Here is a 12,787-nt window from a genome sequence, read left to right as displayed (position 1 = left end):
CCCCATGAAACCCGTTATTGCCATCGTGGGCCGACCCAATGTCGGTAAATCCACCTTATTTAATCGCCTCACTAAATCGAGAGATGCCTTAGTTGCTGATTTTCCTGGGCTCACGCGTGATCGTCACTATGGCAACGGTCGCGTTGGCGATCGGGAGTTCATTTGCATTGATACGGGTGGTTTTGAACCCGTTGCGAAGACCGGCATCATGGCTGAGATGGCAAAGCAAACGAAGCAAGCCGTCGCCGAATCGGATCTAGTGATCTTTATGGTCGATGGCCGACTAGGGCTTGCCCCACAGGATCGCGTGATTGCCGATTTCTTACGCAAGACCGGTCGCCCGGTCATCCTTGCGGTCAATAAGACCGAGGGCATGTCGGCTAGCGTAGTCACAGCCGATTTTTATGAGTTGGGTCTTGGTCAACCTGAACCCATTTCGTCTGCTCACGGCGATGGGGTGCGCGCTCTCATCGAAGAAGCGCTCGATCAATTGCAGATCCCTGAACCCGAGCCTGATGATGCAGCGGTCGCCGATGGCACGCGGCCAATGAAGATTGCGGTGGTGGGCCGACCCAATGTTGGCAAGTCGACCTTCATTAACACCTTGCTTGGGGAAGATCGGGTCATTGCCTTTGATCTACCTGGCACGACGCGGGATGCTATTGAGGTTGAGTTTGAGCGCAATGGCAAATCCTATGTCTTGATTGATACCGCAGGACTGCGTCGTCGTGGCAAGGTCTTTGAAGCCATTGAAAAGTTTTCGGTGGTCAAAACTCTGCAAGCGATTAACGATGCCAATGTCGTGATCTTGATGCTCGATGCTCAGCAGGATATCTCTGAGCAGGATGCGCATATTGCGGGCTACATTGTGGAAGCGGGACGCGCTCTGGTGGTCGCGGTTAATAAATGGGATGGGATAGACGCCTATGTGAAAGAACGTGCGCGCGTGGAGATTGCACAAAAGCTGCGCTTTTTAGACTTTGCCAATGTGCATCCCATCTCGGCCAAAAAAGGCTTTGGCATCAAAGAGCTCTTTAAGGATGTGGATAAGGCTTACCAGGCTGCGATGGCCAAACTGTCTACACCAAAACTGACTCGCGCCATGATTGATGCGGTGGCACATCAACAGCCCAAACGGGTGGCCAAAGGCCGACCCAAACTCCGGTACGCCCATCAGGGCGGCATGAACCCGCCAATTGTGATTATTCATGGGAGCGCCTTGCACGGCATTACCGATAGCTACAAACGCTATCTTGAAGGGCGCTTTCGGGAGATCTTTGAATTACGCGGTACGCCCCTGCGGATTGAGTTCCGGACTGCGGCAAACCCCTACGTCAAGGATGAAAAACCACGTCGTAAGTAGGATATGTTCAATCCGTGGAGAATTCCGTTGAATACGGTTAATATCCTTACAGAAACCATCCGTGTTGTATACAAAAGCAAGACTCCCTAACTTAAATAACGATTAAGGAGCAGTATGAGTACCAAACAAGTCCAGTTGCTGCAGGACCCTTTTCTGAATGCCTTGCGCAAAGAGCACATTCCAGTGTCGATCTATTTGGTCAATGGCATTAAGTTGCAAGGTAACGTTGAGTCATTCGATCAATACGTGATTCTGTTGCGCAACACCGTAACCCAAATGGTCTATAAGCACGCCATCTCCACCGTAGTACCCGCCCGAGCTGTGAGCTTTAGGGCAGACGATGAGGAAGCTCCAGCTGCATAACACCGGAGTCGAGGAGGTCCGTGCGGTATTGGTAGGAATTGATACCGGCAAAGACGATTTCCCAGAGAGCATGGCGGAGCTTGCACTCTTAGCGCAGAGTGCAGGATCGATACCAAGCGCTTCGGTCATTGGGCGTCGCGGTAGCGTTGACCCTTCCTTATTTATCCGTTCGGGTAAGGCCAATGAGGTCTTACGTGCGATGCAGGAGCACGATGCAGAACTTGCGATCGTCAATCATGCGATTTCACCAACGCAACAACGCAATCTTGAGCGTCATCTGGGTAAACACGTGATCGACCGCACCGGATTGATCCTCGATATTTTTGCCCAACGTGCGAAGAGCCATTTGGGTAAGACCCAAGTGGAGTTAGCCAATGTGCGCTACCGCATGTCAAGACTCGTGCGCGCTTGGAGTCACTTAGAGCGTCAGAAGGGTGGTATTGGTCTGCGCGGTGGTCCGGGTGAGACCCAGATGGAGTTGGATCGCCGCATGTTAGCAACCAAAGCCAAACGCTTGGAAGCAGAACTGGCCAAGTTGCAACGTCAGCAGCGCACCCAACGGCGAGCAAGGGCACGCAACGAAGTGTTCTCCGTGTCATTGGTGGGATATACCAATGCCGGTAAGTCCACCTTATTTAATGCACTGACCAAAGCCGGCACCTATGCCGCTGATCAACTCTTTGCGACCTTGGACACCACCTCCCGACGCGTTCATTTGGAGGAGGGGCGGCAAATTGTCCTTTCTGATACTGTGGGATTTATTCGGGAGTTACCGCATCAATTGGTTGAGGCCTTTCGAGCCACGCTTGACGAAACGGTGCATGCCGATTTGATTGTGCACGTGATTGATGCTTGCAGCCCAGTTGCCCAGGAGCAGCAGGCTCAAGTTGAAGCGGTCCTGAAGGAAATTGGGGCGGATGGCATTCCACGTTTAGAAGTGATGAACAAAATTGATTTGATGCCGCAGACTTTTACTAAAGGCCCTCATATTGAACGTGATATTCATGGGGTGCCTTACAAGGTCTTTTTGTCTGCCCAGGAAGGCATAGGTTTAGACCTGCTGCGCGAGTGTCTATGCGAGTTTGCACACAGGACTGATAAACTAAAGGTTGAGCACGCTGACGTCCAACATCACAAGGCGCATGGCGATCTGCTTCAACCATTAACCGATAGACCAGAAACCGCCGATTTTGATTTCCATTCGACCCGAAACTATTCGCCAAACACTCCATAAAGTAGGTGACTACTTTAAAGGGTTTTTCTCCGTCAATGATCCTGGCTGGGGAAATAACCATCAAGCACCCAAAGGGGATAAAGATCCTAAAGAGGGTGGTGATCAGGCTCAACCTAATCAGCAACCCCAAGGTAATCGCCGCCCTGAAAATGGACCGCCCGATCTTGATGATCTCTGGCGCGATTTCAATGACAAGTTAAATAACCTCTTTGGCGGCAAGAAGCGGCCATCGGGTGGCGGACAGCCCCCTAGTGGTGGTGGACGTAAACCACCCCAATTTAATGTTGAGGGCTTTAATCCCAAGACCGCTAGCTTAGGTGCCTTAGTCATTGTGACCCTGGTGTGGCTATTTAGTGGCTTTTTTATGATTCAGGAAGGTCAGGCCGGTGTTGTTCTCACCTTTGGTAAATACGACTACACAGCACGTCCCGGTATTAACTGGCGGATGCCTTGGCCGATTCAATCAACCGAGACCGTGAACTTGTCGGCCGTACGTTCGGTTGAGGTTGGTCGCTCGGTGATGATTAAGGGTACCAATCAAAAAGATTCGTCGATGTTGACCGAAGACGAGAACATCATTGATGTGCGTTTTGCGGTTCAGTACCGCTTAAAGGATCCGATGGAGTATCTCTTTAATAATCGCGATCCAGATATGGCCGTGGTGCAGGCTGCTGAGACCGCAGTGCGTGAGATTGTGGGACGCAGCAAGATGGATACGGTGTTGTATGAAGGTCGTGAGAAGATTGCGATTGATCTGGCTTTGGCCATTCAAGCTATTTTGGATAGTTATAAAACCGGTATCTTTGTGACTAGCGTGACCGTGCAAAATGTGCAACCGCCAGAGCAAGTTCAGGCCGCGTTTGATGATGCGGTGAAAGCGGGTCAAGACCGTGAGCGTTTAAAGAGTGAGGGTGAGGCGTATGCCAATGACATCCTGCCTCGTGCGAAAGGTACAGCAGCGCGTCTAATCCAAGAGGCTGAAGGTTATCGGGCACGTGTTTCTGCGATGGCCGAAGGTGATGCCTTGCGTTTCAAACAAATTTACAGCGAGTACGCCAAGGCACCTCAGGTAACGCGCGATCGGATGTACATCGACACCATGAAAGAGATCTACAACAATGTCACCAAGGTATTGGTCGACACTGCCAAGAGCAATAGCTTGTTGTATTTACCGCTCGATAAAATCATTAACCAAGTGACTACCGAAGCGCAACAAGCTGCGCAACTGCAAGGCGCTGCTTTGCCGGGTGTCATCTCACCCAATGCCATCTCTAGTCCCACTCCCAGTGCAGCACCATCCCCAGCGGAGCGTACTCCCGAGAAACGGGATGGCTTGCGCAGTCGTGATCGCGGTGATCGTTAAGAATCGAGGAAAAAGTTATCATGCCTAATCGTCTCCTTGGTCTTATTCTGGGTCTAATCGTTTCTTTCTATTTGATTAGTTCCTGTATTTTTATTGTCGATCAACGCAAGTTTGCCGTGGTCTTTGCCTTCGGTCAGATTGTGCGAGTGATTGAGCAACCAGGTTTGCAGTTCAAGCTACCTGCACCATTTCAAAACGTCATCTTCTTTGATCGTCGCATCATGACGATTGATAACCCCGACGCAGAGCGCTTTATTACTGCTGAGAAGAAAAACCTCTTGGTGGATTCGTATGTGAAGTGGCGCATTATTGATCCCCTCAAGTTCTTCGTGAGCTTCCGTGGTGATGAGCGGCTAGCGACCGATCGGATGAACCAGCTGATTCGTTCGGCGTTAAACGAAGAGTTCACCAAACGCACCATTCGCGAGATTATTTCAGAGCAGCGTGATCAGGTGATGCAAGGGATTCAGAAAAAAGTGGAGGACGATGCCAAAGCGATTGGTGTTGAAATCGTCGACGTGCGCTTAAAGCGGATTGACTTGCTCGCTGAAATTAGCGATTCGGTCTATCGCCGAATGGAAGCAGAGCGTAAGCGAGTGGCTAATGAATTGCGCTCCACGGGAGCAGCAGAATCGGACAAGATTCGGGCAAGTGCGGAGCGTCAGCGCGATGTGATTTTGGCAGACGCCTATCGCGATGCACAGCGGATCAAGGGAGCGGGCGATGCTCGAGCGACAGCCCTCTATGCCGAAGCATTTAATCGTGACCCCCAGTTTGCTCAGTTCTATCGCAGCCTTGAAGCCTATCGCAACACCTTTAAGGATAAGAAAGACTTAATGGTGATCGAGCCAAGCAACGATTTCTTCCGGTTCATGCAAAAGAAGAACTAAACGATCGCATCATGAACCGTTGGTTACTGCCCGAGGATATTGCTGATGTATTGCCAGCCCGGGCTCGCAAGATCGAGGAGTTACGCCGTCGCTCCCTCGATCTATATCAATCCTACGGCTATGAGCTCGTTAGCCCGCCGCTCTTGGAGTTCTTGGATTCACTGTTAACCGGAACGGGATCGGATCTTAATTTACAAACCTTTAAGCTCGTTGATCAGCTCTCGGGTCGTACTTTAGGCTTACGTGCAGATATCACGCCCCAGGTGGCGCGTATCGATGCACACCTTCTCAATCGTGAAGGCGTGACCCGTCTGTGCTATGCAGGGTCGGTAGCGCGTGTCCGTACACCGCCGGGTTCAACCTCGCGTGAAGAGTTGCAACTCGGTGCCGAGATTTATGGGCATGCAGGGTGGGAGGCTGATCTTGAAGCGATCAATTTACTCCTAAAGACACTAACTCAAGCAGGGCTTGGCAAGATCTATTTGGATTTGTCGCATGCAGGAGTGCTTAAAGGCATCTTAGGTGATTTGGTATTAAGCCATGCCGATACCGAGACCCTCTACACCATATTACAAACCAAAGACCAGCCAAGCCTCACTCAATGGGTGAGCCAGTTTGCGCCTGCGATTAGCAAACCATTATTGGCATTGTTGCAACTCAATGGCTCTTGTGCGGAAGTCTTGGCTAATGCCCGGTCGGGTCAACTCGCCTTACCCAATCAACCCTTGATTGCACAATCGCTCAAGGATCTAGAGCGTCTGATTGCGGCGACTAGTGGCTTATCCAAACAATTGGAGCTCTCGCTGGATCTAGCGGATTTGCGTGGATACCAGTACCACAGCGGGGTCATGTTTGCTGCCTATGTGGATGGTTTACCCCAACCCATTGCGCGCGGTGGTCGTTATGATCATGTGGGTCAGGCCTTTGGTCGCTCACGACCCGCTACGGGCTTTTCACTGGATCTACTCACACTTGCCGACTTATCCAATATCTCAGTCAAGCGTCAAGCGATTTTTGCACCCTGGTCGAACGATCCAGATCTAAATCGTCGTATTGATGAGTTACGTGCTGCAGGCGAGGTGGTCATTCAGGCGCACAAGGGCGATGATGCAAATTCGGAGGAGTTTGAGTGCCAACGTGAACTCGTGAAACAAGGTGCCAGTTGGGAACTAAAATCGCGCGTCTAGTCGCTTGATCACTACAATAAAGCGAAATCAATAAAAAACGAAGTGGAATGCATATGAGTAAGTCTCAGGGTCGGAATGTTGTTGTGATTGGTACGCAGTGGGGTGATGAAGGAAAGGGTAAGGTGGTTGATTGGCTTACCGATCATGCACAAGCCGTCGTACGTTTTCAGGGTGGACATAACGCTGGGCACACACTCATTATTGGTGGTAAGAAAACCATCTTGCGCCTGATTCCTTCAGGCATCATGCACCCCCAAGTCATTTGCTATATCGGCAATGGCGTGGTGCTTTCACCCGAAGCCCTCTTTAAAGAGATTGGTGAGCTCGAAAGCGCTGGCTTGGATGTGCAGGGACGTTTAAAGATCTCCGAGGCAGCCACTCTGATTTTGCCGTACCACGTTGCGATTGATCATGCCCGGGAGAAAAAACGCGGTAGCGATAAGATCGGTACGACCGGTCGCGGAATTGGGCCAGCCTATGAAGATAAAGTAGCAAGGCGCGCATTGCGGGTGCAAGACTTTTTTTACCCCGAACAATTTGCGGCCAAGTTACGCGAGAACCTGGACTATCATAACTTTGCATTAACCCAGTACTACAAGGTTGATGCCTTGGACTTCAATCGCGTACTCGATGAAGCCATGTCGTATGCCGAGCGCATCAAGCCAATGGTGGTTGATGTCTCCAGCGCACTCTATGCCGCTGAGCAAGCAGGCCAGAACCTTCTCTTTGAGGGCGCTCAAGGAACCTTACTTGATATCGATCACGGCACTTATCCTTTTGTAACTTCGAGTAATTGCGTTGCTGGTAATGCCGCCGCTGGATCTGGTGTGGGTCCGGGATCTTTGCATTACATCTTGGGCATTACGAAAGCCTATTGCACCCGAGTGGGTGCTGGGCCATTCCCCAGTGAGTTGTATGACCATGAGAACCCCAACAAACAAGATCCGGTGGGTATACGGCTCGCTGAGGTTGGTAAAGAGTTTGGGTCGGTAACTGGACGACCACGGCGCACTGGCTGGCTCGATGCAGCTGCACTCAAGCGCTCCATCCAAATCAATGGACTCTCCGGCTTATGCATCACTAAGCTAGACGTGCTCGATGGCATTGAGACCATTCGTCTTTGTGTGGGCTATAAACTAGATGGCAAGACCTTGGATGTATTGCCACGCGGTGCTGAAGCGGTGGCACGCTGCGTACCGATCTATGAAGACTTTAAGGGTTGGACCGATAGTACGGTTGGGATTACCGATTGGAACAAATTACCCAAGACCGCTCAGGACTATCTCAAACGAGTTGAAGCGATCTGCGGTAAACCGATTGCGATGGTCTCTACGGGTCCCGAGCGCGATGAGACCATCCTCTTGCACCATCCGTTTGAAGCGTAAATGAGGATTGGTAGCTAATCCTCTTGCATTTTGGTGCCCAAAAGAGGACTCGAACCTCCACAACCTTTCGATCGCCAGCACCTGAAGCTGGTGCGTCTACCAATTTCGCCATTTGGGCATTTGTGCATTATAGGTTGCTGCCTTCACATTGTGGTCAAATCACTCTCATGACCTCAATTGCGAAAGCCGTTCATGCGTAAGTCGGATCAACCCATCACCCGCGATAGCGATCGCATGGGTACGGTACAAGGTCACCGTGATGGCTTTGGCTTTGTGGTTCCAGACGATGGTGGTGAAGACATCTTTTTGACCGAGCGCGAGATGGCTCGGGTCATGCATGGTGATCGGGTCTCGATTCGAGTATTGGGTACGGATCGTCGCGGACGCCCCGAGGGTCAGATTGTGGAAGTTCTGGTGCACGCCAATCGCTTGGTCATTGGACGCCTTCTTAATGAGAACGGCGTGTTGATTGTGGCACCTGAAGACAAACGCATTGGTCACGACATTTTGATCCCACCACGTGGCCAAGGCATGGCCAAACTAGGTCAGGTGGTGAGTGTCGAGATCATTGATTACCCCGATAGTTATCGACAAGCGGTGGGTCGCGTCGTTGAGGTTTTAGGTGAGATCGATGACCCTGGCATGGAGATCGAGATCGCGGTTCGTAAATACGGCGTGCCGCACACGTTCTCACCAGCTGCCTTAAAAGAGGCTGAAGCATTACCAAATGCAGTAACGCAAGATGATCTCAAAGGCCGAGTCGATCTGCGCGATATTCCACTGATTACGATCGATGGTGCCGATGCTAGAGACTTCGATGATGCGGTCTATTGCGAGCCCGTGCAGTATGGTCAGATCAAAGCCTGGCGTTTAATCGTGGCAATTGCTGATGTGGCGCATTATGTGAAGCCTGGTCATCCACTCGATAAAGATGCGCTGCTGCGGGCCACCTCGGTGTATTTCCCTCGCAGAGTGATCCCGATGCTGCCGGAGAAAATCTCCAATGGCCTTTGCTCCCTCAATCCCGAAGTGGATCGCCTATGTATGGTCTGCGATGCGGTGGTGGATCAACGCGGGGAGATTCTGGCGTATCAGTTTTACCAAGGCGTGATGCATTCGGCGCAACGCTTTACCTACGATACCGTTTGGGAGATCTTGAGTAATACCCGTGGACCCGAGGCAGTGCGCTTTGCACAGTTCAATGAACAACTCAATCACCTCTACCAGCTCTACAAAATATTATTTGCAGCCCGTGAGAAACGCGGTGCCATTGATTTTGAGACCGTTGAGACCCAGATCATCAGTAATGAGCTAGGCAAAATCTTGCGTATTGAGCCGAGGTTACGTAATGACGCCCATCGCTTAATTGAAGAATGCATGCTGACCGCAAACGTCTGCGCTGCTAATTTCTTACAAAAGCATCACCATCTCAGCCTCTTTCGGGTACACGGCGAACCATCGATCGAGAAAGTACAGACCCTCAAACAGGTATTACGAACCACTGGTTTACATCTCACTGGAAACGAGAAGCCACACCCCAAAGATTTTGCAAAGCTCATGAAAGAGATCAAAGGTCGGCCCGATGCCAGTACCTTACAGATGCTGATTCTGCGATCGATGCAACAAGCGATTTACCAGCCCGAGAATGAAGGCCACTTTGGTTTGTCCTACCCAGCATACGCCCACTTTACGAGCCCCATCCGACGTTACCCCGATCTCTTGGTGCATCGTTCCATTAAAGCGATCTTGAGTAAGAAAGCCTATCATCCGCACTTGCCAGAGGATGTGCCGATGAACCTCACCATGCCTCGTAAGGGTCAGGGCCGGGCCAATGCTGCAGCTGTGAAGCAGTCACAGCAGGATGCGAAGGCCAGAGCCAAACGAGCAGGCAATACCAAAGGATCGAAAGAAGGTGCAGCGCTTGCCGTCTGGGCTCAGTTTGGGGTACATTGCTCTGCCAATGAACGCCGTGCCGATGAAGCCTCACGCGATGTGGAGGCATGGCTCAAGTGCTATTACATGCGCGACCACTTAGGTCAAGAATACGCAGGCACGATTACGGGCGTTGCTAATTTTGGTCTCTTTGTGCAACTCGAGAGTTTATTTGTAGAGGGCATGGTGCACGTCACTGAGTTGGGTGGCGATTATTACCAATACGATGAGGCCCGTCAGGAGTTACGGGGTGAGCGCACCGGGATACGGTATCGAATCGGTGATCGCTTGCACGTCTTGGTCAGCCGAGTTGATCTTGATGCTCGTAAGATCGAGTTTAGTCTCGTCAAAGCGAATACCAATCACGAGCGCGATGGAATGCGCTTTAAATCAACTGTGTTGGCAAATGATTCAGGGCGCCCCAGTAAAAAAGCAGCACACAAGAAGACCCGTCCTGCTGAGAAAGCGCCTAAGCGCGAGGCTACGACCGCGAGTAAGAAATCAAAGACAAAAACTGGTAAGACCGCGCGGCAGCCATCGATGGGTCAGGGTACCGGTCGCAAGAGCCATAAGGGCAAACGCAAATGAAGCAACTGCTGTTGGGATTTCATGCGGTGCAGACCCGCTTACGGGTCGACCCCCAGAGTATTCAGTCGGTTTACTATGATCCTGCAAGGCGCGATCGACGCATGGCAGACTTTATCAAGCAAGCCGAACCCATTTTGGGAAAGCGACTTTATTCAGCCAATGCGGAACGCTTACATAACTTAGCGGGGCATGATCGCCATCAAGGGATTGTGGCGATGGCTGAGGGTATTTCTGTAGCGAGAACCTTACCAGAACTGTTGGACAGTTTGGATGTCAAAAGTGATCCACCCTTACTCTTAGTGCTTGATGGCATTACTGATCCACATAATTTTGGCGCCTGCTTACGCGCAGCCGATGGTGCCGGGGTGCATGGCGTGATCGTGCCAAAAGATCGCTCGGCCAGCATCAATGCCACCGTGAGTAAAGTAGCCAGTGGCGCTGCCGAGGTGATCCCAATCATTACGGTGACCAATCTTGCGAGAACGATGCGTGAGATGCAAGAGCTTGGAGTTTGGTTGATCGGTACCGATGATGAGGCCGATAAGTCGATCTACGACGTTGACCTCAAAGGACCCACTGCGATAGTGATGGGTGCGGAAGGTGAAGGCATGCGGCGTTTAACCCGTGAGACCTGTGATCAATTAGTGCATATTCCGATGCAAGGGGCGGTCGAGAGCTTAAACGTTTCGGTAGCCACAGGTGTGACCCTCTATGAGGCACGCCGCCAACGAGCACACGCTAAATCACTGAAGAAGTGATTAGCGAGTTAGCAAGGCTTCAAGCTTCTCGATATCAGTACAAAAAGCGTGAATGCCTTCTTGGAGTTTCTCGGAAGCCATGGTGTTCTCTGCTAATAGCTTCCCAAAACTTGCCGGATCCAAGTTCAGCCGCTCAACACTAGCTGATTTAGCATCTGCGACTCGCAATTTAGGACTGACTGGTTCATGACTGGCTTGCAACTCAGCCAAGAGTTCAGGGCTGATGGTGAGTAGATCGCAACCTGCCAGTTCTAAGATCTGGCTGGTATTGCGAAAACTCGCCCCCATGATCTCGGTTTCAATCTCAAAGTGTTTGTAATAGGTATAGATGCTCCGCACCGATTGCACTCCAGGGTCATTGGCGCCCCCGTATTGCTCGAGAGACCATTGATCACCCAAGGACTTCTTATACCAATCGCTAATGCGCCCCACAAATGGTGAAATCAATCGGGCTTTTGCATCAGCGCACGCTACTGCTTGCACCACAGAAAAAAGCAAAGTCATATTGCAATGAATGCCTTCTTGCTCGAGCTCACGGGCTGCCACAATACTTTCCCAAGTGCTGGCAAGTTTGATTAAGACCCGCTCGCGAGGAATACCAAGTGCCCCATACAGCGCCATGATCTCTTTGGCCTTCGCAATGGTGGCAGCAGTGTCAAACGAAAGACGCGCATCAACCTCGGTTGAGACCCGACCCGGCACAATGCGCAGAATCTCCGCCCCAAACGCCACTAAGATCCGATCAATCAATTGAGTGGGCGAGGCTTTCGGATTGTCACGCTGTACCGCTGAAACTAAAGCTTGGTACGCGGGTTGCAAGACCGCCTTAAGAATGAGTGAAGGGTTTGTTGTTGCGTCCTGGGGGGCAAAAGCACGCATCCGCTCAAAGTCGCCAGTATCGGCAACCACCGTGGTAAAGCGTTTGAGTTGAGCCAGTGTATCCATAGAGTAAAGGCATATGATAGCGAATATCCTTCTGTATCATTGCCTTCATGAGCCAAGACGATCTCAAAAAACGCGTTGCCCAGGCAGCTAAAGAGTACGTAATCCAAAAGATGCCCAAAGGGCAGTATTTAGGGATTGGGACCGGCTCAACCGCAAATTGGTTTATTGATCTACTTGCACCGCACCGCGATCATTTTGCGGGAGTGATCTCAAGTTCACTGGCAAGTACGGAGCGTTTGCTTAAATTAGGCTTTCATGTCGTCGATGCCAACCAATTACCTGATGCGATTGCAAAGCAATCCCACCCCATGCCAATCTATGTGGACGGTGCCGACGAGATTAACCCACAGGGTCATATGATCAAAGGTGGCGGTGGTGCTTTAACCCGCGAGAAGATTATTGCCAGCATGGCACAAGAATTTGTCTGCATTTGCGATGAGAGCAAACTGGTGCAGCAACTGGGCCACTTTCCTCTTCCGGTCGAGATTATTCCCATGGCACAAACAGCAGTGAACAAGGCGCTTGCACTATTGGGCGGGCAAGCTCAATTAAGACTCATTAAATCCGGTAAAGCCGAAGGTCAACCCTACCTCACTGATAACAAGGGATGGATTGTGGATATCCATGGTTTATCGATTCAAGATCCGATTGCGCTTGAAGCAGCGATTAATCAAATCCCGGGCGTGATTAGCGTTGGACTCTTTGCCAAACGCAAAGCAGATGTATTGCTTTTGGGTAAAAAGGAAACTGTAGAATCTCTACGTTTTAGCTAAACGCAA

The 12,787-nt window shown here is 51.0% G+C and carries 11 protein-coding genes and 1 tRNA gene; 10 read left to right on the top strand and 2 right to left on the bottom strand.

The window, feature by feature from the left end; translation table 11 throughout:
• Nucleotides 1–4: 4 nt before the first annotated feature.
• The 7 genes from der (at nt 5) to ICV32_RS05550 (ending at nt 7,785) form a co-directional block, all read left to right on the top strand.
• On the top strand, nt 5–1,363 hold the full coding sequence (gene der, locus ICV32_RS05580; RefSeq protein ID WP_215368595.1) for a ribosome biogenesis GTPase Der: 1,359 nt from the start codon (nt 5–7) through the stop codon (nt 1,361–1,363).
• A 114-nt stretch (nt 1,364–1,477) separates the two neighbouring features.
• Entirely contained in the window at nt 1,478–1,726 is a 249-nt protein-coding gene (gene hfq / locus ICV32_RS05575) for an RNA chaperone Hfq (RefSeq protein ID WP_215368593.1), read from the top strand.
• On the top strand, nt 1,704–2,960 hold the full coding sequence (gene hflX, locus ICV32_RS05570; RefSeq protein ID WP_215368591.1) for a GTPase HflX: 1,257 nt from the start codon (nt 1,704–1,706) through the stop codon (nt 2,958–2,960). The genes hfq and hflX overlap by 23 nt, the downstream gene beginning before the upstream one ends.
• Entirely contained in the window at nt 2,917–4,323 is a 1,407-nt protein-coding gene (hflK, locus tag ICV32_RS05565; protein ID WP_371817046.1) for an FtsH protease activity modulator HflK, read from the top strand. The genes hflX and hflK overlap by 44 nt, the downstream gene beginning before the upstream one ends.
• 20 nt (nt 4,324–4,343) lie before the next feature.
• Complete coding sequence (gene hflC / locus ICV32_RS05560; RefSeq protein WP_215368586.1) at nt 4,344–5,213, top strand: protease modulator HflC; 870 nt, start codon at nt 4,344–4,346, stop codon at nt 5,211–5,213.
• A gap of 11 nt (nt 5,214–5,224) precedes the next feature.
• Nucleotides 5,225–6,400, top strand: a complete 1,176-nt coding sequence (locus tag ICV32_RS05555) for an ATP phosphoribosyltransferase regulatory subunit (protein ID WP_215368585.1) — start codon at nt 5,225–5,227, stop codon at nt 6,398–6,400.
• A 53-nt stretch (nt 6,401–6,453) separates the two neighbouring features.
• The gene (locus ICV32_RS05550; protein WP_215368583.1) at nt 6,454–7,785 is read left to right on the top strand and encodes an adenylosuccinate synthase; all 1,332 of its coding nucleotides are present in this window, start codon (nt 6,454–6,456) and stop codon (nt 7,783–7,785) included.
• A 31-nt stretch (nt 7,786–7,816) separates the two neighbouring features.
• Here the strand turns inward: ICV32_RS05550 and ICV32_RS05545 are convergent.
• Nucleotides 7,817–7,903 (bottom strand) — tRNA-Leu (locus ICV32_RS05545).
• A 74-nt stretch (nt 7,904–7,977) separates the two neighbouring features.
• Between ICV32_RS05545 and rnr the strand changes: the two genes are divergently transcribed.
• Together rnr and rlmB are read left to right on the top strand one after the other, a co-directional pair.
• Nucleotides 7,978–10,305 carry a ribonuclease R gene (rnr, locus tag ICV32_RS05540; protein WP_215368582.1) on the top strand — a complete coding sequence of 776 codons (2,328 nt, stop codon included), beginning with the start codon at nt 7,978–7,980 and terminating at the stop codon, nt 10,303–10,305.
• Entirely contained in the window at nt 10,302–11,063 is a 762-nt protein-coding gene (gene rlmB / locus ICV32_RS05535) for a 23S rRNA (guanosine(2251)-2'-O)-methyltransferase RlmB (RefSeq protein ID WP_215368581.1), read from the top strand. The genes rnr and rlmB overlap by 4 nt, the downstream gene beginning before the upstream one ends.
• Here the strand turns inward: rlmB and tal are convergent, their stop codons facing one another.
• Nucleotides 11,064–12,008, bottom strand: a complete 945-nt coding sequence (tal, locus tag ICV32_RS05530; protein WP_215368578.1) for a transaldolase — start codon at nt 12,006–12,008, stop codon at nt 11,064–11,066. It lies immediately after the preceding gene.
• A gap of 47 nt (nt 12,009–12,055) precedes the next feature.
• Here tal and rpiA point away from each other — a divergent pair, with 47 nt between their 5' ends.
• On the top strand, nt 12,056–12,781 hold the full coding sequence (rpiA, locus tag ICV32_RS05525; protein ID WP_215368576.1) for a ribose-5-phosphate isomerase RpiA: 726 nt from the start codon (nt 12,056–12,058) through the stop codon (nt 12,779–12,781).
• The last annotated feature ends 6 nt before the right edge of the window (nt 12,782–12,787 follow it).

It is taken from the genome of Polynucleobacter sp. MWH-UH24A, assembly GCF_018687475.1.
GTDB lineage: Bacteria > Pseudomonadota > Gammaproteobacteria > Burkholderiales > Burkholderiaceae > Polynucleobacter.
The sequence above is the reverse complement of the archived record's forward strand: the minus strand, read 5'-3'. Positions and strand labels throughout refer to the sequence as shown.

What these genes read in the sequence shown, in the direction of transcription:
- hflX (WP_215368591.1), top strand. Translation starts at nt 1,704, where the DNA reads ATGAGGAAGCTCCAGCTGCATAACACCGGAGTCGAGGAGGTCCGTGCG.
- der (WP_215368595.1), top strand. Translation starts at nt 5, where the DNA reads ATGAAACCCGTTATTGCCATCGTGGGCCGACCCAATGTCGGTAAATCC.
- tal (WP_215368578.1), bottom strand. Translation starts at nt 12,008, where the DNA reads ATGGATACACTGGCTCAACTCAAACGCTTTACCACGGTGGTTGCCGAT.
- hfq (WP_215368593.1), top strand. Translation starts at nt 1,478, where the DNA reads ATGAGTACCAAACAAGTCCAGTTGCTGCAGGACCCTTTTCTGAATGCC.
- rlmB (WP_215368581.1), top strand. Translation starts at nt 10,302, where the DNA reads ATGAAGCAACTGCTGTTGGGATTTCATGCGGTGCAGACCCGCTTACGG.
- rnr (WP_215368582.1), top strand. Translation starts at nt 7,978, where the DNA reads ATGCGTAAGTCGGATCAACCCATCACCCGCGATAGCGATCGCATGGGT.
- rpiA (WP_215368576.1), top strand. Translation starts at nt 12,056, where the DNA reads ATGAGCCAAGACGATCTCAAAAAACGCGTTGCCCAGGCAGCTAAAGAG.
- hflC (WP_215368586.1), top strand. Translation starts at nt 4,344, where the DNA reads ATGCCTAATCGTCTCCTTGGTCTTATTCTGGGTCTAATCGTTTCTTTC.
- ICV32_RS05550 (WP_215368583.1), top strand. Translation starts at nt 6,454, where the DNA reads ATGAGTAAGTCTCAGGGTCGGAATGTTGTTGTGATTGGTACGCAGTGG.
- ICV32_RS05555 (WP_215368585.1), top strand. Translation starts at nt 5,225, where the DNA reads ATGAACCGTTGGTTACTGCCCGAGGATATTGCTGATGTATTGCCAGCC.